The organism is Limobrevibacterium gyesilva (genome assembly GCF_025989185.1).
In the GTDB taxonomy this organism is placed as follows: Bacteria; Pseudomonadota; Alphaproteobacteria; order Acetobacterales; family Acetobacteraceae; genus Limobrevibacterium; species Limobrevibacterium gyesilva.
Genome location: NZ_JAPDNT010000003.1, coordinates 54,256 through 75,150 on the forward strand (window position 1 = coordinate 54,256; position 20,895 = coordinate 75,150).

Annotated in this window: 17 protein-coding genes; 6 read left to right on the forward strand and 11 right to left on the reverse strand. The window is 69.4% G+C overall.

The window, feature by feature from the left end; genetic code table 11:
• Positions 1 to 98: 98 nt before the first annotated feature.
• Positions 99 to 659 (forward strand): HNH endonuclease, encoded by a 561-nt coding sequence (locus OL599_RS06260; protein WP_264712804.1) that lies wholly within the window; start codon positions 99 to 101, stop codon positions 657 to 659.
• A 94-nt stretch (positions 660 to 753) separates the two neighbouring features.
• Positions 754 to 1,953, forward strand: coding sequence for a hypothetical protein (locus tag OL599_RS06265; RefSeq protein WP_264712805.1), 1,200 nt, complete (start codon positions 754 to 756; stop codon positions 1,951 to 1,953).
• 4 nt (positions 1,954 to 1,957) lie between these two features.
• On the opposite strand, the gene OL599_RS06270 is transcribed toward OL599_RS06265, so the two are convergent.
• The 6 genes from OL599_RS06270 to OL599_RS06295 form a co-directional block, all read right to left on the reverse strand.
• Complete coding sequence (locus OL599_RS06270) at positions 1,958 to 2,320, reverse strand: hypothetical protein (RefSeq protein WP_264712806.1); 363 nt, start codon at positions 2,318 to 2,320, stop codon at positions 1,958 to 1,960.
• Positions 2,317 to 5,790 (reverse strand): hypothetical protein, encoded by a 3,474-nt coding sequence (locus OL599_RS06275; RefSeq protein ID WP_264712807.1) that lies wholly within the window; start codon positions 5,788 to 5,790, stop codon positions 2,317 to 2,319. Before OL599_RS06275 ends, OL599_RS06270 begins: the two co-directional genes overlap by 4 nt.
• Positions 5,790 to 6,848: a MoxR family ATPase gene (locus OL599_RS06280; protein WP_264712808.1), complete on the reverse strand. Its 1,059-nt coding sequence runs from the start codon at positions 6,846 to 6,848 to the stop codon at positions 5,790 to 5,792. The genes OL599_RS06275 and OL599_RS06280 overlap by 1 nt, the downstream gene beginning before the upstream one ends.
• Positions 6,845 to 8,392, reverse strand: a complete 1,548-nt coding sequence (locus tag OL599_RS06285) for a hypothetical protein (protein WP_264712809.1) — start codon at positions 8,390 to 8,392, stop codon at positions 6,845 to 6,847. The genes OL599_RS06280 and OL599_RS06285 overlap by 4 nt, the downstream gene beginning before the upstream one ends.
• Before the next feature lie 23 nt (positions 8,393 to 8,415).
• On the reverse strand, positions 8,416 to 8,739 hold the full coding sequence (locus OL599_RS06290; protein ID WP_264712810.1) for a trypco2 family protein: 324 nt from the start codon (positions 8,737 to 8,739) through the stop codon (positions 8,416 to 8,418).
• Between the two features lie 114 nt (positions 8,740 to 8,853).
• On the reverse strand, positions 8,854 to 11,166 hold the full coding sequence (locus OL599_RS06295; protein WP_264712811.1) for a molybdopterin-dependent oxidoreductase: 2,313 nt from the start codon (positions 11,164 to 11,166) through the stop codon (positions 8,854 to 8,856).
• Between the two features lie 172 nt (positions 11,167 to 11,338).
• Between OL599_RS06295 and OL599_RS06300 the strand changes: the two genes are divergently transcribed.
• Positions 11,339 to 12,739 (forward strand): aspartate aminotransferase family protein, encoded by a 1,401-nt coding sequence (locus tag OL599_RS06300; RefSeq protein ID WP_264712812.1) that lies wholly within the window; start codon positions 11,339 to 11,341, stop codon positions 12,737 to 12,739.
• Between the two features lie 49 nt (positions 12,740 to 12,788).
• On the opposite strand, the gene OL599_RS06305 is transcribed toward OL599_RS06300, so the two are convergent.
• On the reverse strand, positions 12,789 to 13,784 hold the full coding sequence (locus tag OL599_RS06305; protein WP_264713117.1) for a polyprenyl synthetase family protein: 996 nt from the start codon (positions 13,782 to 13,784) through the stop codon (positions 12,789 to 12,791).
• Between the two features lie 290 nt (positions 13,785 to 14,074).
• Between OL599_RS06305 and OL599_RS06310 the strand changes: the two genes are divergently transcribed.
• Together OL599_RS06310 and OL599_RS06315 are read left to right on the forward strand one after the other, a co-directional pair.
• Entirely contained in the window at positions 14,075 to 14,281 is a 207-nt protein-coding gene (locus OL599_RS06310) for a putative signal transducing protein (protein WP_264712813.1), read from the forward strand.
• Positions 14,281 to 15,003: a tRNA1(Val) (adenine(37)-N6)-methyltransferase gene (locus OL599_RS06315; protein WP_264712814.1), complete on the forward strand. Its 723-nt coding sequence runs from the start codon at positions 14,281 to 14,283 to the stop codon at positions 15,001 to 15,003. Before OL599_RS06310 ends, OL599_RS06315 begins: the two co-directional genes overlap by 1 nt.
• Before the next feature lie 32 nt (positions 15,004 to 15,035).
• Here the strand turns inward: OL599_RS06315 and OL599_RS06320 are convergent, their stop codons facing one another.
• The 4 genes from OL599_RS06320 to OL599_RS06335 form a co-directional block, all read right to left on the reverse strand.
• Positions 15,036 to 15,308, reverse strand: coding sequence for a hypothetical protein (locus tag OL599_RS06320; RefSeq protein WP_264712815.1), 273 nt, complete (start codon positions 15,306 to 15,308; stop codon positions 15,036 to 15,038).
• Positions 15,309 to 15,370: 62 nt separating this feature from the next.
• Positions 15,371 to 16,006, reverse strand: coding sequence for an SCO family protein (locus tag OL599_RS06325; protein ID WP_264712816.1), 636 nt, complete (start codon positions 16,004 to 16,006; stop codon positions 15,371 to 15,373).
• Positions 16,007 to 16,116: 110 nt separating this feature from the next.
• Positions 16,117 to 17,169 carry a ribonucleotide-diphosphate reductase subunit beta gene (locus tag OL599_RS06330; RefSeq protein WP_264712817.1) on the reverse strand — a complete coding sequence of 351 codons (1,053 nt, stop codon included), beginning with the start codon at positions 17,167 to 17,169 and terminating at the stop codon, positions 16,117 to 16,119.
• A gap of 206 nt (positions 17,170 to 17,375) precedes the next feature.
• On the reverse strand, positions 17,376 to 19,277 hold the full coding sequence (locus OL599_RS06335) for a ribonucleoside-diphosphate reductase subunit alpha (RefSeq protein WP_264712818.1): 1,902 nt from the start codon (positions 19,275 to 19,277) through the stop codon (positions 17,376 to 17,378).
• Between the two features lie 591 nt (positions 19,278 to 19,868).
• On the opposite strand from OL599_RS06335, the gene OL599_RS06340 reads away from it, so the two are divergent.
• The gene (locus OL599_RS06340) at positions 19,869 to 20,882 is read left to right on the forward strand and encodes a GGDEF domain-containing protein (RefSeq protein ID WP_264712819.1); all 1,014 of its coding nucleotides are present in this window, start codon (positions 19,869 to 19,871) and stop codon (positions 20,880 to 20,882) included.
• Positions 20,883 to 20,895: the final 13 nt, after the last annotated feature.

Genomic DNA, 20,895 nt, shown 5'->3' on the forward strand with positions numbered 1-20,895 from the left:
GCGATAAAACCGCAGGTTCTCGGCGACGCACAACATCTGGCGGGTCGACTTGGCGAACTCCCCCCAGCGGTTGGGCCTGGCCTGACAGGGAGCAGGATTTGCCAGACGGCGGGCGACATTTTCCAGCGCTTGTCCTGAATGCGGATTTCCGTCCGCTGTCGTACTTCCCCCTGTCCGTATGGTCCTGGCAGGACGCGGTGAAGGCGGTGTTCCTCGATCGGGTGTCGGTGCTGAACGAATACGACCACGAGGTCCGCTCGCCCAGCATCACCATGCGGCTGCCCAGCGTGATCGCGCTGAAGGACTACATCCCTGCCGCCCGCAAGCCGGCGTTCACGCGGTTCAACGTGTTCCTGCGCGACGCCTTCAGCTGCCAGTATTGCGGCGATCGGCGACCAGCGCCCGACCTGACATTCGATCATGTGATTCCGCGTTGTCGCGGCGGGCGGACGACGTGGGAGAACGTCGTGGCCGCCTGCGGCGTCTGCAACCTGCACAAGGGCAGCCGGCTGCCGCGGGAATGCCACATGTTCCCGCGCATCGCGCCGCGCCAGCCCTCGACCTGGGAGCTGCAAGAGAACGGGCGGGCTTTCCCGCCCAACTACCTGCACCTGAGCTGGCGCGACTACCTGTACTGGGACAGCGAACTGGAAAGCTGAGCGCTGCCGCCATACGCCGAACTGGAATCGGACGGACGCCTGTGCTGAGATTCCGTGCCGGCCGTCGCAGAAGCGGCCGGACCGGGAGGCTGCCATGGCACTGCGCCGGCGCGACCTGCTGCTGGCTTCGGTAACCGCCGCGATCGCCGGCGCTGCCCCAGCGGATGCGCAGGCCCGCGCCAGCAGATGGATCGTGGCCTGGGACGCGCAGGGCTTCCACCGCACGGCCACCCCGGGCGACGAGGCCGGGGCGGCCTGGCTGGCGGGCGAGGCCGCCTCCATCGCCAATGGCGTCAGCAGCGAGGAATTCGCGCTCGACCGCATCGACCAGACCGAGGCATTCGCGGAGTTCAACGGCGAACGGATCGCCGGCGAGAAGCTGTTCGACTCGCCGGACACCCCGCGTGGCGGCGTCGCCGGCGCTGCCGGACCGGTCCCCGGCGACGGCGCAGTCGGCCTGGTGGAGCTGTCGCCGCCGGCGGTCTACAGCCCGGGCTTCATCCAGATGCGCCGGACCACCCGGCAGCACGCCCTGGTGGCGGTCACCAAGGGCGAGCGCCCGGGCCTCGCGCTGCTGAACGCGGAGGCCTTCCGCACGCCATACGGCCCGGCGATCCTCCAGGTCTCCAGCGAGGCGCGGGAACGGCTGTTCGGCGCGGTCGCGCGCGGCACCGCTCTGCGCGTGGTGTGCGAAAGCCGGCGCACTCCGGCGCGGGCGCGCAACGTGGTGGTGACGCTGACGGGCCGCGACCCCGCGCGGCCGCCGGTGGTGGTCATGACCCCGCGCAGCAGCTGGTGGCAGTCGACATCCGAGCGCGGCGGCGGGCTGGTCTGCTGGCTGGAGGCGCTGCGCGCGCTGGCCGCCGAGCCGCCGGTCGGCGACGTGGTTTTCGTCGCCTCCAGCGGGCACGAGCTCGGCCATATCGGGCTCGACGCCTTCATGGCGCGGCGGCCGGGCTGGGAGAGGACGGCAACCTGGCTGCATTTCGGCGCCAATATCGGTGCCGCCGGCGGCCGGCAGACGCTGCAGTCGCCGTGGGACGATCTGCGCGCTCTCGCCAGCCGCGCGATGGCCGATGCCGGCCAGCCCCCGGACGGGCTGTTGGCGAAGGACACGGTGCCGAATGGCGCGTTGGCCGACATCCACCGCGCCGGCGGGCGCTACATTACGCTGGCGGGCAGCAACCTGCTGTTCCACCTGCCGCAGGACCGCTGGCCGGATGCGGTGGATGTCGGCGTGGTCGCCCGCAGTGCGGCTGCGTTCGCGCAAGTGGCGGTGGCGTTGACGCGCTGAACCGTCACTTCGCCGATTTGGTCTGCTGGGGCGCGGCATTCGGCGCCGGCGGCACCTGTTGCTGCTGCTGCTGCTGCTGCTGCTGCTGTTGTTGTTGCTGTTGTTGCTGTTGTTGTTGCTGTCCGAAGGGGACGGACGGAGTCGTGCTGGGCGGCGACGCAGTGAGCGTGGCAATGCCAATGGCGGCGCGCGGGCCATACCAGAATGCCAGTGCAACCGCCGTTACGACGACGGCAGGCCATGCCAGCCGGCCCCAGGACAGCGGCGGCAGCCCACGCGGCGGCGACGGCATCCCGGGCGCCATTGGCGGCGGCTGCGGTACCGGATCGGCCTCGGACATCTGCGGGTATTCCGGCGTTTCCGTCATGTCGGCGCCGCGTATTCGAGTGGGCCTTTCAGCCGGACGATGCGGACGTTCCGCATCGCTGCAAGCGTGAGCAGCGACACCAGCACCTCCACGAATATCCGGAGCAAGGCGAACTCCCGGAAGCGTAGCGTCAGCATCTGGCCGAACACCCTCGGACCAATGAACCAGGGTCCGCCTGCAAAGTTCGCGTAGGCGAGATATTCGAAGCCGAAGGTGAAGCCGATCGCCGCAACCAGCCACCACAGAACGCGGCGCGGCGCATAAAGGGCGGCGACGGCGACGATGGCGGGTTGCGTCACCGGCTCGAATGGCGAGCCGACGCCCATGTATCCGGCATCACCATCGGCTCCGAGAAGCATGTCCTGGAGAAGGAATGCGGCCAGCAATACAACCGGAGCCAGGATTTCCACCCTGCGGCGCGTCGCCTCCGGCGCACCCAGCCAGTTCGCAAGGCTCTCGCCGCGCAGCAGCCGGCCGAGGCCCAGCATCACGCAGGCGCTGCCGCATGTGCCGAACAGCTCGAAATCGTGCTGGAGGGAGATCCACGCCACGCCGAAGGGACCGGGAGACAACAGCCTCAAAGCAGTGAACAGGATCGCCAGCAGCGCCCCTGTGCCAAGCACGCGGCCCCACCCGGCCTGCGACATCCCGATCAGGCAGCACACCAGCAACAGCAACGGCGTCGGGTCCCAGACGAACGCGCCACCGCCGACGGACCCATACGTCGCCAGCGGCAACAGCAGCACACCGACCTGATCCCAGCCGAGCCGGTTGGCAGCACGGCATTCGTTGACATAGTGCTCGTCCGTGAGAAGCCGGATCAGCAACACCAGCGCGGCCAGCGTGCCCGGCAGGGACTGCATGGCCAGAACACCGGGGAACAGCGGCAATCCCAACAACATCGCCGGCGCCGCACAGCGCAACGCGTCGAGCAGGTGATGTGCACGATATCGGCCGGCAGGCAGAGGCTCCGCGATCTCGCCGTCATGCTGCCCGTACCGCACGCACCGGGCAGCGAGCCAGCCCACCACGGGGAACAGGCAAAGGTCCAATTGCGGCACCCAGAGCGGGTCGATGGTGATCGCCAGGCTCAACAGCGCCAGCGCCGGGCTCCAGCGATACGCCCCCTTCGCCACCGGGCGGGTGCACCACAGCATCACGGTCGCGGTGGCAACCAGCGCGCCCCAGCGCTCGGCGGCAAGCGGGGCGGCAACCAGTGCCAGCGCCGCGGTCGCCACGCCGCCCAATGCCATGAGCGCGCACCAGCCGTTGGTGTGCAGCGATAGCGAGAACCACCCGCGGCCGATGAGCCAGAGTTGCACGCGCACCAGCGGGATGTCCGCGGCAGAGAGGGTGAGTTCCGGCAGCGACCAACGGCCGAACAGCGGCAGCCCGAGATACCAGAACCCCAACGCCCCCGCGGACAACAGATAAGGAAGGTAGAGTGTCAGGGCGGCGTCGACCGACTGGAACGCGGCATAGGCAGCGGTCGCCTGAAGGTACTGCGCCGCCGCCGTCTGCAACCCATCGAGATAGACGGCGGCGGCGTCCAGCGTGTCGGTGAAGACGGCGGCCAGCACGGCGAGGACGAGCGCCGCCACGGCGATCGCCCATTCGCGGCGCGGGATGCCCTGGCGCAGCAGCCGCTTCATCCGGGACGGCAACTCGACCGCAAGCTCCGGCAGCGCCTTGCCGTCGAGGAACGCGACCAGGATCGCCTCGCGATAGCTGCCGGGGCGGCGCAGCAGTTCGCCGATCAGCGCCGCCATGCCGCGCGGCACCTGGTGCACCACGTCCAGCGGCAGCGGTGCGGCCTCGCCCTTGCGCTGGGGGTCCAGCATCACGGTCCAGGCCGCACGCACCCGCGCGGCTTCTGCGGGCCGCGCTGCCAGGTCGCGCACCAGCGCCAGCCGCAGCCAATCCGGCAGCCGGCCACGGCGCAGCCATGGCAGGCGGCACAGCCGCGCCAGCGTCGCCTCGGTCAGCAAAGCCTGGCCTTGCGCGTCGGCCAGCAGGCAGCCCAGCGCCAGCGTGAGCCTGGGATGCATCGCCGGAAACACCGCAATCGCGCAGAAATAGGTGAAGGCCCGCGCGCCCAGCGCATCGCGGAGGTCGCCCAGCAGCCCGGCCACCTGCGCGGGGCGCGGCGGCATGTCACCCAGCCACAGATAGGGATCGACGGCCAGCCGCAAATCGAGCCGCGCGCCATGCGCGCCACCTGGCGTCGCCCGTTCCTGCGGCAGGTCGATCCGGAACAGCCGCGCCAGTTCGGCCACGCCCGACGGCGTCGCCTCGACCACGCCGAAGCCGAGGCGCACCAGATCGCGCTCGCGCGGACCCCATTGGTTCGCCGGCAGCGGCGTCAGCGCCGCGATCTCGGGCCAGCCGCGCAGATCGTCCACCCAGTCGCGCATCCGCCCGGTCTCGGCGTCGCTGAAGCTGGCGAGGTCGGACAGCACCAGCAGGCGATGGCGGGGATATTCGGCGCGCAATGTCTCCAGGTCGACGGTGCCGGCCGGCTTGCCCTGCTCGTCGATGCGCCGCAGCCGCCGCGGGTCGCCGTGGTAGTCGAACCGTTCGACCGCGACGTTGCCTTCGCGCAGACGCGCCAGGATCAGGTCGGCCAGTGCCCCCAGCAGGTCGTCGGTTCCGGCCATGTCCACCAGCAGCAGATGCTCCGGCAGCGCGGGACGCTGGCCGGGCACCAGGCGCACGAACCCCGCGGCGGCCACAGTGGCGCGGACGCTGGCGCGGCCGTCCAGCCATTCCGCCGGCTCCGGCCGGTGGCGCCGCAGATCGGCGAGCGCGGCCTTCAATGCGCCGGGGCGGAACAGCTGCAGCCCGGTCACGGAGATGGGCATGGTCGCCGCCTTCGCGTCGCGCGGCACCAGGGTGCGCAGCAGCGCCGCCCTTTGCCGGCCGCGCGTGATCAGGATACCGGCGAAGATGGCGAGCACGGCAGCCGCGGCGCCGAGGCGATGCCAGGGCAGGAAGTCGACCAGCCACGCGGCTGCGGCGGCGGAGGGGGCCGGCGCCGGCGCCGGCGCCGCGGGGGCCACGGGTACGGGCGGCGCCGGCATCAGGTCGGGCCCCCACCGGACCACCGCGGCACCGAGCGCCAGCAGCGCCACGAATGCCGCGGCGACCAGCCACGGCAGGCGGGCGCGGTTGCGCAGGATGCCCGCCGCCGCCGGCGCCGACGCCGCAGCCGGCGGCGGCACGCCTTGCTGCTGCGCCGCCCAGTCGGCCAGCAGACTCGCCAGCCGCTGCTGGTCGTCCGCGTTGCGGCACAGCACCGGCCCGAACCAGCGCGATGCGGCCGCCGCGTCGGACACGGCGATTCCAGCCTCGTGCAGCCGGGCAATGAGCGCGGTGACGCGCAGCTCGTCGCCGACGCCATAGCGGAACCCCTGGACGCGCAGGAATCCGGTCCAGACCGGCACCTGCGCGAACCAGTCGAGGCCCGCCATCAGTCCAATCCGGCCCGGCCCAGCTCGTCGGCGGCGCGCCCGAGGTCCTCGCGCGTCTTGGCGAGCGTGCCGAGCGTGGGCCCGATCAGGCCCTTCAGCGTCTGCACCGGGCCGCCCCCCGCCCCGTTCTCGTGCTGCCGCACCGCCTCGTCGAGCGCTTCGAGCCAGGCCAGCAGCTCGGCCGTGCCGGGCGCCCGCCCCAGGCTCTCGGGCAGGCGGTCGTAGAAGGTCATGGCCTGTTCGAACAGGTGCGTGCGTTCGGCGAACGGGTGCCGGCGCCGCTGCACGATCTGGCGGCGGCGCGCCTCGTCGGGGGCGCGGATATGGTGGAATACGCAGCGCCGCAGGAACGGCTCGGGCAGGCTCTTCTCCGAGTTGCTGGTGATCACCACGATCGGCCGCAAGGCGGGGTCGCCGGTCACGGCGGTGCCCAGCTCGGGGATGCGGAACTCCATCCGCTCGATCTCGAACAGCAGGTCGTTCGGGGTATCGCGCGGCGCCTTGTCTAGCTCGTCGATCAGCACCACGTGGCGGCGCGCGAAGCGCGGGTCCGGGCCCGGCTGCGGCGCCGGCAGCGCCGGCAAGGTCTGCCAGGTCAGGTCGCGATGGCAGCGCTTGTCCACGCCCGGCAGCATAGTGTCCTGTCCGCGCGTCAGCACGATGGCGAGGCCGAGCGCGTTCAGCCGCAGATAGTAATGCTGCGGGCGCGGCGTGCCGCCGGGCTGGGCATCGCGGAAGCGCGCCAGCTCGTCGAACTCGTACAGCAGCTCGCGCCCGACGCTGGTCGACTTCACGTTGTGCACCAGCGGATCGCCCAGGCCGAGCTGGCGCGACAGCCAGGCGCCGACGCTGGTCTTGCCGCAGCCGGGCTCGCCCGTCAGCAGCAGCGCCTGGCCGAGCAGCAGAGAGACATTGACGGCGGCCACCAGTTCCGGCCCCGGATCATAGCCGGCCGGGTCCTTGTAGCGCTCGCTGACCGGATCCGGCAGGCGCAGCGGCGCTGCGAGGTCGCTGCGCGGGACGGTGGTCCACACGGTGTCGGACACGATGTCGGTCATCGCGGCGCTCCGGGCAGGGGGTCCAGCCGCTCCAGCAGCGCGGAAATGTCGGTGGACAGGCCCCGCATGCGCTTGCCATCGCCGATGCGGTTGAGCAGGCTGAAGCGCAGCACCTCGAAATGCTCGGCCGGCGCCGGCTGGCAGACATGGCGCAGCTCGTCGATCCAGGGATGCACGTCGGCGGCCGTGATCTTGCGCAGGTCGTCGAGCGGGGTGAGCTGGCCGCGCTCGAATGCCTCGGCGAGCGCCGCCTCCAGGTCCGGATCGGGCTTGGGCTGCGGCCGGCGCAGGAACGGGATCAGCGACGGCTTTTCCGGCGGCGGGTCGTCCCAGGCCAGGCACAGGAACAGCAGCACCGGTGGCCCCGGTTCGAGCTTCGCGAGCGAATCCCACAGCCCCAGCCATTGCCGCAGCAGCGCAGCATGGCCGGCAAAGGCGTCGGCCCGGTTGACCAGCACCCAGAAGCCGCGCGGGGCCACGCCGTCGTTCAGCCGCCGGCGCAGGCCGGCTAGGTCCGGCGGCGCGCCCGGGGTAGGCGGCGGCAAGCCGAGCGCGGCATGGAAGCGGTCGAGCAGCGTATCGTGGAAGCGCGCGTCGGGATTGATGCTGCGCTCCTTCGGCCAGGGCAGGGAGCGGATGACGTTCTCGCCGTCGGCTTCGCGCCCCAGACGGCGGCCGATCACCGGCTCGCGCGACAGCCGGTCGATGAGCAGGCGGTGCTCGTCCTCGTCGAGCCCGGGAATGACGAAGACCTGCGGCGGCGCACGCTCGGGCAGCCTGCGCACATGGCCGATGATCGCCTCCGCCTGCTCGTTGCGGTCGATGCGGTAGACCCGGGCGGAGATGCGCGCGAGCAAGGTACTGGCAAGGCGGCCGATCACCCGGCGCTCGGGGGCGGCAACCTGGGCGGCGGCGAGATGGGCGATGAAACCGGGATCGTCGAGCAGAACCTCCAACGGCGTCGCCTCCAGCACCCCGCCGTCCCATTTTCCGTCCACGGTGCAGATCACGCCCACCGGAACGCCGCCGGCGAACAGCAAGGTCCCGGAGAACCCGGCCCACAGCTTGTAGCTGCGTGGCGGCCCGTTGCGGACATTCACGTCGAAGCGCCGGCTCGCCATGACCCAGACCAGCGTCGCGTCCAGCGTGCGGTCTTCGGTGCCGGAAGCCTCGGGAAATCCGGTGCCGTCGCAGACATGGGAGGTCTGGTCGTATGGGACGATGCCGAACGGGATCGGCTGGCCGGGCCCGGCCTGGCCGGGGAAGCTGCCCACCATGACCGGGGCGTCGAGGTCGATGACAGCGACATCCTGCGCGGCCGAGAGCCAGCCGACACGCCCGCCGACGGCGTCCGGCCGCACGCGCTCGCTCACCGGCTTCAGCGCGTCGTCGGCGCTCGCGAGCGGGCGGACTTGGCAGGCCGCGCCCACCTGCTCGGGCTCGCAGACATGGCGGGCGGTCAGCGCGTGACGCGGCGTGATCAGGTAGCCGCTGCCGGCGCTCAGCTTGCCGAACGTGATTTCTACGACCCGGTCGGACTGCATCGCGGCTGGCCCGGGTTTGCCGCCTACCTGCCGGGGACCCGTTTGACCTTGAGCTTCTCGCTCCCGCCCTCCGCCGGCTCCTGCATCGGATTCAGCAGGAACTTGACCCGCTGCGTGTGCGCGCTGGTCAACTTGCCGTCGCCGCCAAGCTCGGCGCCCACGCCAAGGATCCGGAAGGAGACCTTGGCATTGACGCCGCCCTCGCGCGTCGCGACGGTCTGGAACTCCATCTCGATCGGTCCCAGCTCGAACTGGATGTCCTTGCCGGCGGCGGCGGCGACCGCCGCCTCGATCTCGGTCCGCAGCGCCTCGATGGCTTCACCCAGGAGAATCGGCTTGTTGGCCATGGCGACCTCGCAGGTCAGGTTGCTGACATTGCAGTCCCGGATTGCGAGTGTCGCCTACTCCGTCACGTCGGCGTGAGTCACATTCATCTGAACGGAACAGTCCGGTTGCGAAGCCTACGCGCCCGCCGGCTCGATCGGCGGCGGCGCGTGCACCTTCACCGGCGGTAGCGCGCCGCGCCACGCCTCCACCTGCACCAGGCAGGACTGCGCCGACGGCCCCTGTCCCAGCCGCGACGTGCCGACATCCTGAGTCAGCACGTTGGGGTTGCCGTGCACGCACAGGCTGCCGGGCACGCCCGGTTCCAGCGGATCGAACCACGCACCGGTGGCCATCACGGCGACACCCGGCAGCAGGCCGTCGGTGACGCGCAGGCCGGCGAGGCAGGCGCCGCGGTCGTTGAACACGCGCACGATGTCGCCTTCGGCCAGGCCGCGCGCGGCGGCGTCGGCGGCCTGCATCAGGATCGGCTCGCGGTCCTCGATCTTGCTCGCCAGGCTGACGCGCGCCTGGTCGAGCTGGCCGTGCAGGCGCGTGGCCGGCTGCACCGACAGCAGATGCAGCGGATACGTCCCTGCCCGCTCCCCGCCCAGATATTCGCGCGGGGCGAGCCAGACGGGATGGCCGGGGCAGTCGTCGTAGCCGAAGCCGGCGATGCGCTCGGAGAAGATCTCGATGCGCCCGGACGGCGTGTTCAGCGGGGCTGCGGCCGGATTGCGCACGAAATCCGCGAACGGCACGCTGGCTTGCGCGGGGGCCGCGACCTCGACCGCGCCGGCCGCCCAGAACGTGTCGAAATCCGGCAGCTCGGCGCCCATCCGTGCGCCGGCGTCACGGCCGCGCTGGTAGAGCACGCGCAGCCAGGCCGGCACGTCGCGCTGCATGGTGTAGCGGTCGCGCACGCCCAGCGCGTCGGCTACGTCGGCGAGATAGTCGAACTCGTTGCGCGCCTGGGCGAACGGCTGGATCGCCTGCTTCATCGCCAGGATGTGCCGGTCGCGCGCGCTCGATCCGATGTCGTCGCGCTCCAGCGTGGTGGTGGCCGGCAACACGATGTCGGCGTGGCGGGCGGGCGCGGTCCACCAGGGCTCGCTGACCACGATGGTCTCCACCCGCGCCCAGGCGCGCAGCAGGCGGTTGAGATCCTGGTGGTGATGGAACGGGTTGCCGCCCGCCCACCAGATCATGCGCGCGTCCGGATAGGTCAGGCGGCGGCCGTTATAGTCGTAGTCCTGGCCCGGCCGCTCCAGCATCTCGGTGACGCGGGCGACGGGGATGAAGCTGTTGGCGGGGTTCGGCAGCGCCGGCAGGCCGATCGACGGGATCTCCAGCCGAGGCGTGCCCATGCCGTTCATGCTGCCCATGCCATAGGCGAAGCCCTGACCCGGCTGACCGATATGGCCGAGCATGGCGGCCAGCGCCGCCAGCATCCAGAACGGCTGCTCGCCGTGCTCGGCACGCTGCACCGACCAGGCGGCACTCAGCATCGTCGGCAGGGCCGCGCAGTCGCGCGCGAGGCGGATGATGGTGGCCTCCGGCACGCCGGTGATGGCGGCGGCCCAGGCCGGTGTCCTGGCGGTGCCGTCGGCCTCGCCCAGCACATAGGCGCGCAGCCGCCCGAAGCCGGTGGTGCAGCGGTCCAGGAACACCGCGTCGTGGCGGCCCTCGGCGATCAGCACATGCGCCATGCCGAGCATCAGCGCGGTGTCGGTGCCCGGGCGGATGGGGATCCATTCGGCCTGCGCGAAATCGGGCATGTCGGTGCGGATCGGCGAGATGTTGACCAGCTTCACCCCCGCCTCGGCGGCGCGGCGGAGCCAATACGCCATTTCGTGCCGGCCGGCGCCGCCCGAGGTGATCTGGCCGTTGCGCAGGGTGATGCCGCCGAAGCAGACGAGCTGCTTCGCGTGGACGACGATGTCGCGCCACTCCACCACCGGCCCCTCGATCACCGCGTTGGTGCCCACGATGTGCGGCATCAGCGTCATGCCGGCGGCGTAGGAGTAGTTGGTGAGCTGGGCGGTGAAGCCGCCCGCGGTGGCGAGCAGCCGGTGCAGCTGGCTGCGGGCATGATGGAACCGCCCGGCCGAGGACCAGCCATAGCTGCCGCCGAAGATGCTGGCCGGGCCGAACCGGTCGCGCACGCGGGCCACCTCGCCGGCGACGAGCCGGATCGTGGTGTCCCAATCGACCGGCACGAAAGGCTCGCCGCCGCGGGGCGTGCCGCCGGCACGGTCGCCTGCCAGCCAGCCCTTGCGGACATAGGGGCGGTCGATGCGCACCGGCGAATGCACGGCATCAGGGATGGAGGCCAGCAGCGCCGGCGGATTGGGGTCGCCCGGGAACGGCTGCACCGTGGTCAGGCGGCCGTTGTCGACCACGGCAGTGAAGGCGCCCCAATGGGCGGCATGCGGCTTCAACTCGGTCATCGAATTCCTCTCCGCGCCCGGCTCCGGGGCTGCGTCACCCGGGATTCATACGGCCTTCGCCCGGCTTCGGGAAGGATCGGGCGGCCATGACACGGACCCATGCGGGGTTCCCCGATGCCGTCAACCGGCTCTAGAGTGTCGTGTCCCAAGCCCCAGGCCCGAGAGGCACATCATGACCCCCCCGCTCGTCAATTCCGCTGCCGCCCGCGACATCGCCAATACGTTGCACCCGTACACCGACCTGAAGCTCCACCAGGAGGTGGGGCCGATGGTGATCAGCCGCGGCGAAGGCGTGCGGGTGTGGGACGAGAACGGCAAGGGCTACATCGAGAGCGTGGCCGGCCTGTGGTGCGCCGCACTCGGCTTCTCCAACGAGCGGCTGGTGCAGGCGGCGACGAACCAGATGCGCAAGCTGCCCTTCTACCACGCGTTCACGGCCAAGTCGCACGAGCCGATGATCGACCTGGCGGAGATGCTGATCCAGCGCGCGCCGGTGCCGATGAGCAAGGCGTTCTTCGCCAATTCCGGCAGCGAGGCCAACGACACCGCGATCAAGATGGTCTGGTACTTCAACAACGCCGTCGGCCGGCCGAAGAAGAAGAAGATCATCGGCCGCATCAAGGGCTATCACGGCATCACGCTGGCCGCCGCGAGCCTGACCGGGCTGCCCGCCAACCACCGCAGCTTCGACGTGCCCCTGCCCGGCTTCCTGCACACCATGGCGCCGCACTACTACCATGCGGGCCTGCCGGGCGAGAGCGAGGAGGAATTCGCCACCCGCTGCGCCGATGAGCTGGAGAAGCTGATCCTCGCCGAGGACCCCGATACGGTGGCTGCGATGTGGGCCGAGCCGATCATGGGCGCCGGCGGCGTGATCCTGCCGCCCAAGGGCTATTTCGAGAAGATCCAGGCGGTGCTGCGCAAATACGACGTGCTGCTGGTCGCCGACGAGGTGATCTGCGGCTTCTGGCGCACCGGCAACTACTGGGGCAGCACCACGCTGAACGTGCAGCCGGACATCCTGACCTGCGCCAAGGCGCTGTCGTCGTCGTTCCTGCCGATCAGCGCGGTGCTGGTGAACGAGCGGGTGTTCCAGGGCCTTGCCGACGAGAGCCACAAGATCGGCACGTTCGGCCACGGCTACACCTATTCCGGCCACCCCGTGCCGGCCGCCGTCGCGGTCGAGACGCTGAAGATCTATGACGAAACCAGGATCGGCGATCACGTCGGCGATGTCGGCCCTTACATGCAGGCGGAACTGCGCCGCCGCTTCGCCAACCACCCGCTGGTGGGCGAAGTGCGCGGCGTCGGCCTGATCGGCGCCGTCGAACTTGTGGCCGACAAGGCAACGCACAAGAACTTCGACCCCGCACACAAGGTCGGCGCCCGTCTGGTGAAGCTCACCGAAGCCAATGGCGTGATCGGCCGGGCCTTGCCGGGAGACGCGCTGGCCTTCAGCCCGCCGCTGATCATCACCCGGGCCGAAATCGACGAAATGCTCGACGCCGTCGGCAAGTCGCTCGACGAACTGGCCGTGCAGCTGCGCCGTGAGCAGATCTCGGTGGTGAGCTGAAGGGAAAAAAGGCCAGGGCTCTGCCCTGGCCTTGCCTTCGTTCTTCTCGTTAACGCGCCCTGCACACCGTGTAGTCGGCTACCGACCGCAGGGCACGACGATACGCGGAGTCCGGGAAGACTTCGAGGCTGGCCTTGGCGGCGGCGGCGAAGGTCGCGGCACGGTCGAGCGTGGCCTGGATGGCGTTGCGGCGGACGATCAGGAGCATGGCGTGATCGAGGTCGTCGGCTACCTGCTCGCTGGTTTCGACGGTGCGGCGCCAGAAGCTGCGCTCGTCCTCGTCACCGGCGGCATAAGCGGCCAGAACGGGCAGCGTGATCTTGCCTTCGCGGAAGTCGTCGCCGACGGTCTTGCCCAGGGTGGCCTGGTCGGCCGAGTAGTCCAGCGCGTCGTCGACGAGCTGGAAGGCGATGCCGAGATTCATCCCGTATTCGGCCAATGCCACCTCCTCGGCGTCCGGGCGGGCGGCGACGACCGCGCCGACCTGGCAGGCGGCAGCGAACAGGGCGGCGGTCTTGCCTTTGATGACGTCGAGGTAGCGTTCCTCGGTGGTCGACAGGTCGTTCTGGGTGACCAGCTGCAGCACCTCGCCCTCGGCGATGGTGGCGGCGGCGCGGGAGAGGATTTCCAGCACCCGCAGCGAGCCGTCTTCCACCATGAGCTGGAAGGCACGGGCAAACAGGAAGTCGCCGACCAGTACCGAGGCCTTGTTGCCGAACACCGCGTTGGCGCTGGCGAGGCCGCGGCGGAGCAGGCTTTCGTCCACCACGTCGTCGTGCAGCAGGGTCGCGGTGTGGATGAACTCGACGCAGGCCGCCAGGTTGACGTGGCGCAGGCCGCTATAGCCGCACATGCGTGCCGCAGCGAGGGTCAGCAGCGGGCGCAGGCGCTTGCCGCCGGCGGCCACGATATGGGCGGCGAGCTGGGGGATCAGCTCCACCGGGCTGTCCATGCGGGCGACAATGGCGCGGTTGCAGGCGAGCAGGTCGTCGGCGACCAACTCGACCAGGGCGTTCAGGGCGTCCTCGGGGTCGATGTGCTTCATGTCGGCTTGGGTCACCCCATGCGCCGGCACACCGGCTTGTGTGGCCGGGGCGGCAGCGGTCTGGGGCAGGCTGGTCACGACGCCCAAGTGGCTCTCCCGGCAGGCGGATGGATGGATTGGCCTCGTGCGAAGCCGGCGGCACCATATCGGCGGGGTAGAAGCAGGGTCAAGGCGAGCCGTTTCAAGACGTTGCCAAATGGACTGCCGGCGAATCGGGCGAGCGCAATCAGGGCTTTGCCGAACCGGCGGTCTGGCCGATGCTGGCCGGGACAAGGTAGCTGACAGGACGCATGCGCACCATCGCAGTATCGAACGACCCGGTCCGGCTGAGCTTCCTGATGGCATTGCTGCGGGATGCCGGCATCGATTGCGTGCTGCTGGACGGCCATGCCAGCGCCGTGGAGGGCAGCATCGGGGCAATCCCTCGGCGCCTGGCCGTGGCCGAGGCGGACGAGCGGCAGGCGCGCCGCGTGCTGCGCGAGGCCGGCGAGGCCTGATGCAGGTGACGCGCGGGTTCCTGCTGGGCGGGCAGCTGCGCCACGACCAGCCGGCCAACGGGCACCGCACGGGGATCGAGCCGGTGCTGCTGGCCGCCAGCGTGCCGGCGCAGCCGGGGCAACGCGTGCTGGAGGGTGGAAGCGGCGCCGGCGCGGCGCTGCTTTGCCTCGCGCGCCGGGTGCCCGGTGTGTCGGGCGTCGGGGTGGAGCGTGATCCGGCACTGGCGGCGCTGGCGGGCGCAAATGCGGCGGCCAACGGGTTTTCCGGCCTCGCGTTCGTGCCGGAGGACCTCGCGGCATGGCGTCCGGACGGGGTGTTCGACCATGCCTTCGCCAATCCCCCCTGGCATGCGCCGGCCGGGACGGCCTCGCCCGATCCGGGACGAGAGCATGCGAAGCGGGCCGAGGTCGGATTGTTCGCACTGTGGACGCAGCGTCTGGCCGCACCGCTGCGCCATCGGGGCACGCTGACGCTGGTGGTGGCGGCTGCGGTCATGCCGGCCTGCCTGGCGGCGCTGGCGGCCGCGGGGTGCGGCAGCCCGGCGGTGCTGCCGCTGTGGCCGAAGGCCGGGCGTACGGCCAAGCTCGTGCTGCTGCGGGGCGTGAAGGGCGGCCGCGGGCCATGCCGGATGCTGTCCGGGCTGGTGCTGCACCGCGATGACGGCGGCTATACCGATCCGGCCGCCGCGATCCTGGGCGGCGATGCGCCGCTGCCGCTGTGATCCGGGCCCGAGGCGCCGGCGTGCGCGGCCGGTCAGTGCTGGTCGTCGCCGGGGTGGCGCAGGTACCACAGCCGCTCATGCGCGGCGACCAGGCTCTCCATGGTGCGGCGGCGGTTGCTGTCGGCGGTGAGCGGGCGACGCTTCAGCATCATCTCGAGAATGTGCAGAAGCTGCTCGGCGATCTCGAAATCGGACTGGTCGCAGGCCTGGTGGAAGGCGATCAGGATCTTGTCGGACAGGCGCCGGCTGTAGCGCGGCGCCCCGGTTGCGACCACGTCCTTCGCGGGATCTTCCAGGTCACTCACGGCGCGTTCCCTTCATCCTGGATCCCTTCCGAGCCGGGGGGTCTTCCGAGGGCGGGTCTGCTTCACGAAGCGGCCATGCGGGCACGAATCCCATCCGCCAGGTCCTGCGGGCTGGTTCCCTGGCGAAACAGGGCACGGAACGTGCCATCGGGGCCCATGAGATACAGAAACGACGAATGGTCCATCAGGTAGCTGCTCGAGTCCTTTGGAGTCGCCTTGGCATAGTAGACACGATACGCACGTGCTGCCGCCGATATCTGGTCGGGCGTGCCGGTCAGGCCGATCAATCGTTCGTCGAACAATTTCACGTAGTCGGCCAGGGCCGCCACCGTATCACGCTCGGGATCGACCGTGATGAACAGCGGCGCGATCTTCGCCGCGTCCGGCCCCAGCTTGTCGAGCGCTGCGGCCACAGCCTGCAGTTCGGTCGGGCAGACGTCTGGGCAGAACGTATAGCCGAAATAGACCAGCATCCAGCGGCCGCGATAGCTGGCGTCCGTGACCGCGTGGCCGTTGGTGTCGGTCAGCGCGAACGGGCCGCCCACGGAAACACCGGCAGGCACGGCCAGGCCCGCGACGCCGGAGATCGCGGTTTGCACCGTGCCGCCGAGAAGATTCGGGTACCGCCATATCGCCGCCCAGGCGACCAGGATGACGACGATGAGCGTGTAAGCGGACCAGCGGATATATCGCAACATGGCAGCTAACTTGGTGCAGGGCGGCTGAACGGTAAAGCCACCCGCCCACGCATGCCGGCCAAGCGGCGCGCGGGCGGATGGCCCGGTGTGGCGGCGCGGGATGCCGCCGGCTACTCGCCCGGAAGGACTGCTCCGGTTGGCTGCGCCGTCTCGAACACGCTGCCCGAGAACGCCTCCTCCCAGGTGCCGACCGTCGAAGCCTTGCTGTATTCGGTCGAACGGTTCTCGAAGAAGTTAGCGTGCTCCACCGCGTTCAGCATCTCGTCCAGCCACGGCAACGGGTTGCGGTCGACACGGAACAGCGGGTTCAGCCCGAGCTGGGTCAGGCGGCGGTCGGCGATGTAGCGGATATACTGCTTCACCTCCGTGGCCGTGAGTCCTTCGACGGAACCGAGCTCGAAGGCGAGGTCGATGAAGGCGTCCTCGTGGTCGACGATGGTGGCGCACGTAATGTAGATCTCGCGCCGCAATTCGTCGGTCCAGATCTCTGGGTTTTCCTGCACGAAGGTGCGGAATAGGCGGATGATCGACAGGCAGTGCAGCGTCTCGTCGCGCACCGACCACGAGATGATCTGGCCCATGCCCTTCATTTTCCCGAAGCGGGGAAAATTCAGCAGGATCGCGAAGGACGCGAACAGCTGTAGCCCTTCGGTGAACGCGCCGAAGGCCGCCAGCGTCTTGGCGATCTCGTGCTTGCTGTCCACCCGGAAGGACTGCATGTAATCGTACTTGTCCTTCATCTCCTTGTATTTGAGGAAGGCAGTGTACTCGAGTTCGGGCATGCCGACGGTGTCGAGCAGGTGGCTGTAGGCCGCCACGTGCACCGTCTCGATGTTCGAGAACGCCGACAGCATCATCAGCACTTCGGTGGGTTTGAACACCTGGCTGTAATGCTTCATGTAGCAGTTGTTCACCTCGACATCCGCCTGGGTGAAGAAGCGGAAGATCTGCGACAGCAGGTTTCGCTCGGCGGCGGTGAGGTTGCGGTGCCAGTCCTTCACGTCGTCGGCAAGCGGCACTTCCTCAGGCAGCCAGTGCACGCGCTGCTGGGTCAACCAGGCCTCGTAGGCCCAGGGGTAGCGGAACGGCTTGTAGACCGGGTTCTCGGTCAACAGGTCGAAGCGCACAGGCCGTTCGTCGGGGGAGTTCGTCGTGGATGTCATAAGATTTCACCTGCCTGCGAATCGTTGCTGCCAACGCATTTAGGCTAGCACCGGCCGACCACAAGGGACATGGGGAGAGAGCGAATTGACCACCAAATCTTGTGGTCGCGGTGAAAGATCGAACCATATACGCGAAGCCCCGTCGCCGCGGTCGGCGCGGCGGCGGGGTCGGTCAGCCTCACGACGGCACGGACGGACGGCGTCGCCTACTGGCAGGCGAGGCATTCCTCGTAATCGGTGGGGTTGCTTGCTGCCACCGCCAGCGGCAGCAAGCCCTGGTCGTTGGCGACGGGAATGCCGGTGAATTCGGCCGGACGAACCGCCTTCTCGCTGACATTGTCCGCCCGTTGGATCGACAGGCTGCGGCAGTAGTACAGCGACTTCACGCCCTTCTTCCACGCCAGCATGTGGATCTGGTGCAGGTCCCGCTTGTGCACGTTGGCGGGCAGGAAAACGTTCACCGACTGGCTCTGGCAGATATACGGCGTGCGGTCGGCGGCATGCTCGATGACCCAGCGCTGGTCCAGCTCGAACGCGGTCTTGTAGACCGCCTTCTCCTGCTCGGTGAGGAAGGCGAGGTGCTGCACGCTGCCCTTGTTCAGCGTGATCGACGACCAGACTTCCTCGTTGTCCTGGCCCTTCTCCGCCAGCAGCTTCTGCAGATGCCGGTTGCGCACCGTGAAGCTGCCCGACAGTGTCTTCTGCAGGAACACGTTGGCCGCGATCGGCTCGATGCCGGGGCTCACGTTGCCGGCGATGATGGAGATCGAGGCGGTCGGCGCGATCGCCATCTTGTTCGAGAACCGCTCCATGATGCCGTATTCGGCGGCATCCGGGCACGGCCCGCGTTCCTCGGCCAGCATCCGGCTGGCCTGATCGGCCTGGGCGCGGATGTGCTTGAACATCCGCATGTTCCAGACCTTGGCGATCACGCTTTCGAACGGCACGTTCTGCGACTGCAGGAACGAGTGGAAGCCCATCACGCCGAGGCCGACCGAACGCTCGCGCATGGCCGAGTACCTGGCGCGCTCCATCCCGTCCGGCGCGCGCTGGATGAAATCCTCCAACACGTTGTCGAGGAAGCGCATCACGTCCTCGATGAACAGCGGGTGGTCCTTCCACTCGAACCACGTTTCCAGGTTCAGCGACGACAGGCAGCAGACCGCGGTGCGCTGGCGGCCGTGCTGGTCGATGCCGGTGGGTAGGGTGATCTCGCTGCACAGATTCGAGGTCTTCACCTCAAGCCCGGCGAGCTTGTGATGCTCGGGCCGCGCGCGGTTCACGTGGTCGCTGAACACCAGGTACGGCTCGCCGGTCTCGATGCGCGCCGTCAGGACGCGGATCCACAGCGAGCGAGCGCCGATCTTGCGCACCACGCTGCCGTCCTTGGGCGAGACCAGCGCCCATTCCTCGTCGGCCTCGACCGCGCGCATGAAGGCGTCCGGCACCAGGATGCCGTGGTGCAGGTTCAGCGCCTTGCGATTCGGATCGCCGCCGGTGGGGCGGCGCATTTCCACGAATTCCTCGATCTCCGGATGCCACACCGGCAGGTAGGTCGCAGCCGAGCCGCGGCGCAGGCTGCCCTGGCTGATCGCCAGCGTCAGGCTGTCCATGACGCGGATGAAGGGGATGACGCCGGAGGTCTTGCCGTTCTGGCCGACTTTCTCGCCGATCGAGCGCAGGTTGCCCCAGTAGCTGCCGATGCCGCCGCCCTTGGAAGCGAGCCAGACATTCTCGTTCCAGAGACCCACGATGCCGTCGAGGCTGTCCGAGGCCTCGTTGAGGAAGCAGGAGATCGGCAGGCCGCGCTGGGTGCCGCCGTTGGACAGCACCGGGGTGGCCGGCATGAACCACATGCGGCTGATGTAGTCGTAGATGCGCTGCGCGTGCGCCGCGTCCTCGCCGTAATAGCTGGCGACGCGGGCGAACAGGTCCTGATAGCCCTCGCCGGGCAGCAGATAGCGGTCGTCCAGGGTGGCGCGGCCGAAATCGGTCAGCGCCGCGTCGCGCGAGCGGTCAATTCGGACCTGGTGGCGACCTTGCATCTGGACGGCATCGAGCACGGCTATTTCCCCCAAGGTCTCGGACGGTGTCACGACTGATTGCATATCCCTATCCTGCCCAATGGCTTGGCGCCGTCAATTCAAAATACACTAGATGTAGGCCGGCGTGACCTTTCCACACACAATATGGAGCAGCGGTGCAATTCCGCAACAGCCATGGCCGCGAACAGAAAATGAACATAGGCAGCGCCCACCCGGGCCGCAACCGCGGCCCGGGCGAACCGGAAGGATGCCTTCCAGGCACGCCGCCGTCATTGCCTGCCGGCAGCGAGTTCTTAATGCGTCGTTAAGATCGCCCTGGATAGATCAGGCTTGCCGGGACCGTGTATCCGGGCCGCCCGGCCCCCGCCCCCCTCCGTTGCCAGCGAGTCGGACCATGCGCCGTGACGAGCCACATGATCGCGAATCCGCACCTGCGACTATGAGCCGGCGACTCGAATCGGCGTGTCCGGTCCGTGCCGTGCAGGCGCGCGGTGCCAGCCCTCCCGCCACCCGCGCGCCGGGCGGCCTCGTGGCCGCCGGACTCGGACGATCGCGGCGCGGACGCTCGCGTCACCGGACTCCATCGCCACAGTGAATGCATTGCACCGGAGCGGCGCCCCGATCCGGACGGCCACCCAAGGAAACCAGCAGATCGTGGACATCGCCGATACCCATGCCGAAGCCGGCCGCCTGGACGCGCTGTGTCGCTATGACGTGCTCGACACGCCGCCGGAGGAGTCGTTCGACCGGATCACACGCCTTGCCAGAACGGCGCTGCAGACGCCGATCGCGCTGGTGTCGCTGGTCGACCGCGATCGCCAGTGGTTCAAGTCCCGGCAAGGACTAAGCGTCCCCGAGACGCCCCGGGATATCTCATTCTGCGCCCATGCCGTCCAGCGCGACGAGCCGCTCATCGTCCGGGACGCCCTTGCGGATCCCCGCTTCCGCGACAACCCGCTGGTGCTGGGCGCACCCGGGGTCCGCTTCTACATGGGCGTCCCGCTGCGGACTCATGACGGGCACAATATCGGCACGCTCTGCGCCATCGACCAGCGGCCGCGCAAGCCCAGCCCCGGGCAGGTCATGGTCATGCAGGATCTGGCGCGCCTGGTCATGGACGAGCTGGAGCTGCGCCAGCTCGCGACCACGGACAGCCTGACCGGGGCGGAGACCCGCCGCTCCTTCATGCACCACGCGCAGCAGGCGCTGGCGCAGGCGCAGCGCTATCGACGTGAACTGAGCTGCATCATGCTCGATGTGGACCATTTCAAGGCCGTCAACGACCGCCACGGCCACGCCACCGGCGATCTGGTGTTGCGCGTCATCGTGTCCGCGTGCCGATCGGTGCTGCGCTCCGGCGACTGCCTTGGCCGGCTGGGCGGCGAGGAGTTCGCGATCCTGCTACCGGAAACGCCGCCGGAGGCCGCTCTGGCCACGGCGGAACGGCTGCGCGGGCTGATCGAGGCCACCACGATTCCCACCGGACCCGGCCCGGTGATGGTCACGGCGAGCTTCGGCGTGGCCACCATGGCGCCGATTGACGAGACCGCGGACACCCTGCTCGCCGCGGCGGACGCGGCGCTGTACGAAGCCAAGGCCACCGGACGAAACCGGGTGGCGGATGCATGGGGGCAGCAAGTCCCTGGGAACAAAAGGCTGCAACAGTAGAGGCGGGCGCGTG

Coding starts and splice junctions, on each gene's coding strand:
- OL599_RS06285 (WP_264712809.1), bottom strand. CDS start 8,392: ATGCAGTCCGACCGGGTCGTAGAAATCACGTTCGGCAAGCTGAGCGCC.
- OL599_RS06290 (WP_264712810.1), bottom strand. CDS start 8,739: ATGGCCAACAAGCCGATTCTCCTGGGTGAAGCCATCGAGGCGCTGCGG.
- OL599_RS06330 (WP_264712817.1), bottom strand. CDS start 17,169: ATGACATCCACGACGAACTCCCCCGACGAACGGCCTGTGCGCTTCGAC.
- OL599_RS06310 (WP_264712813.1), top strand. CDS start 14,075: ATGCGCACCATCGCAGTATCGAACGACCCGGTCCGGCTGAGCTTCCTG.
- OL599_RS06275 (WP_264712807.1), bottom strand. CDS start 5,790: ATGGCGGGCCTCGACTGGTTCGCGCAGGTGCCGGTCTGGACCGGATTC.
- OL599_RS06300 (WP_264712812.1), top strand. CDS start 11,339: ATGACCCCCCCGCTCGTCAATTCCGCTGCCGCCCGCGACATCGCCAAT.
- OL599_RS06335 (WP_264712818.1), bottom strand. CDS start 19,277: ATGCAATCAGTCGTGACACCGTCCGAGACCTTGGGGGAAATAGCCGTG.
- OL599_RS06295 (WP_264712811.1), bottom strand. CDS start 11,166: ATGACCGAGTTGAAGCCGCATGCCGCCCATTGGGGCGCCTTCACTGCC.
- OL599_RS06305 (WP_264713117.1), bottom strand. CDS start 13,784: ATGAAGCACATCGACCCCGAGGACGCCCTGAACGCCCTGGTCGAGTTG.
- OL599_RS06265 (WP_264712805.1), top strand. CDS start 754: ATGGCACTGCGCCGGCGCGACCTGCTGCTGGCTTCGGTAACCGCCGCG.
- OL599_RS06280 (WP_264712808.1), bottom strand. CDS start 6,848: ATGACCGACATCGTGTCCGACACCGTGTGGACCACCGTCCCGCGCAGC.
- OL599_RS06270 (WP_264712806.1), bottom strand. CDS start 2,320: ATGACGGAAACGCCGGAATACCCGCAGATGTCCGAGGCCGATCCGGTA.
- OL599_RS06315 (WP_264712814.1), top strand. CDS start 14,281: ATGCAGGTGACGCGCGGGTTCCTGCTGGGCGGGCAGCTGCGCCACGAC.
- OL599_RS06325 (WP_264712816.1), bottom strand. CDS start 16,006: ATGTTGCGATATATCCGCTGGTCCGCTTACACGCTCATCGTCGTCATC.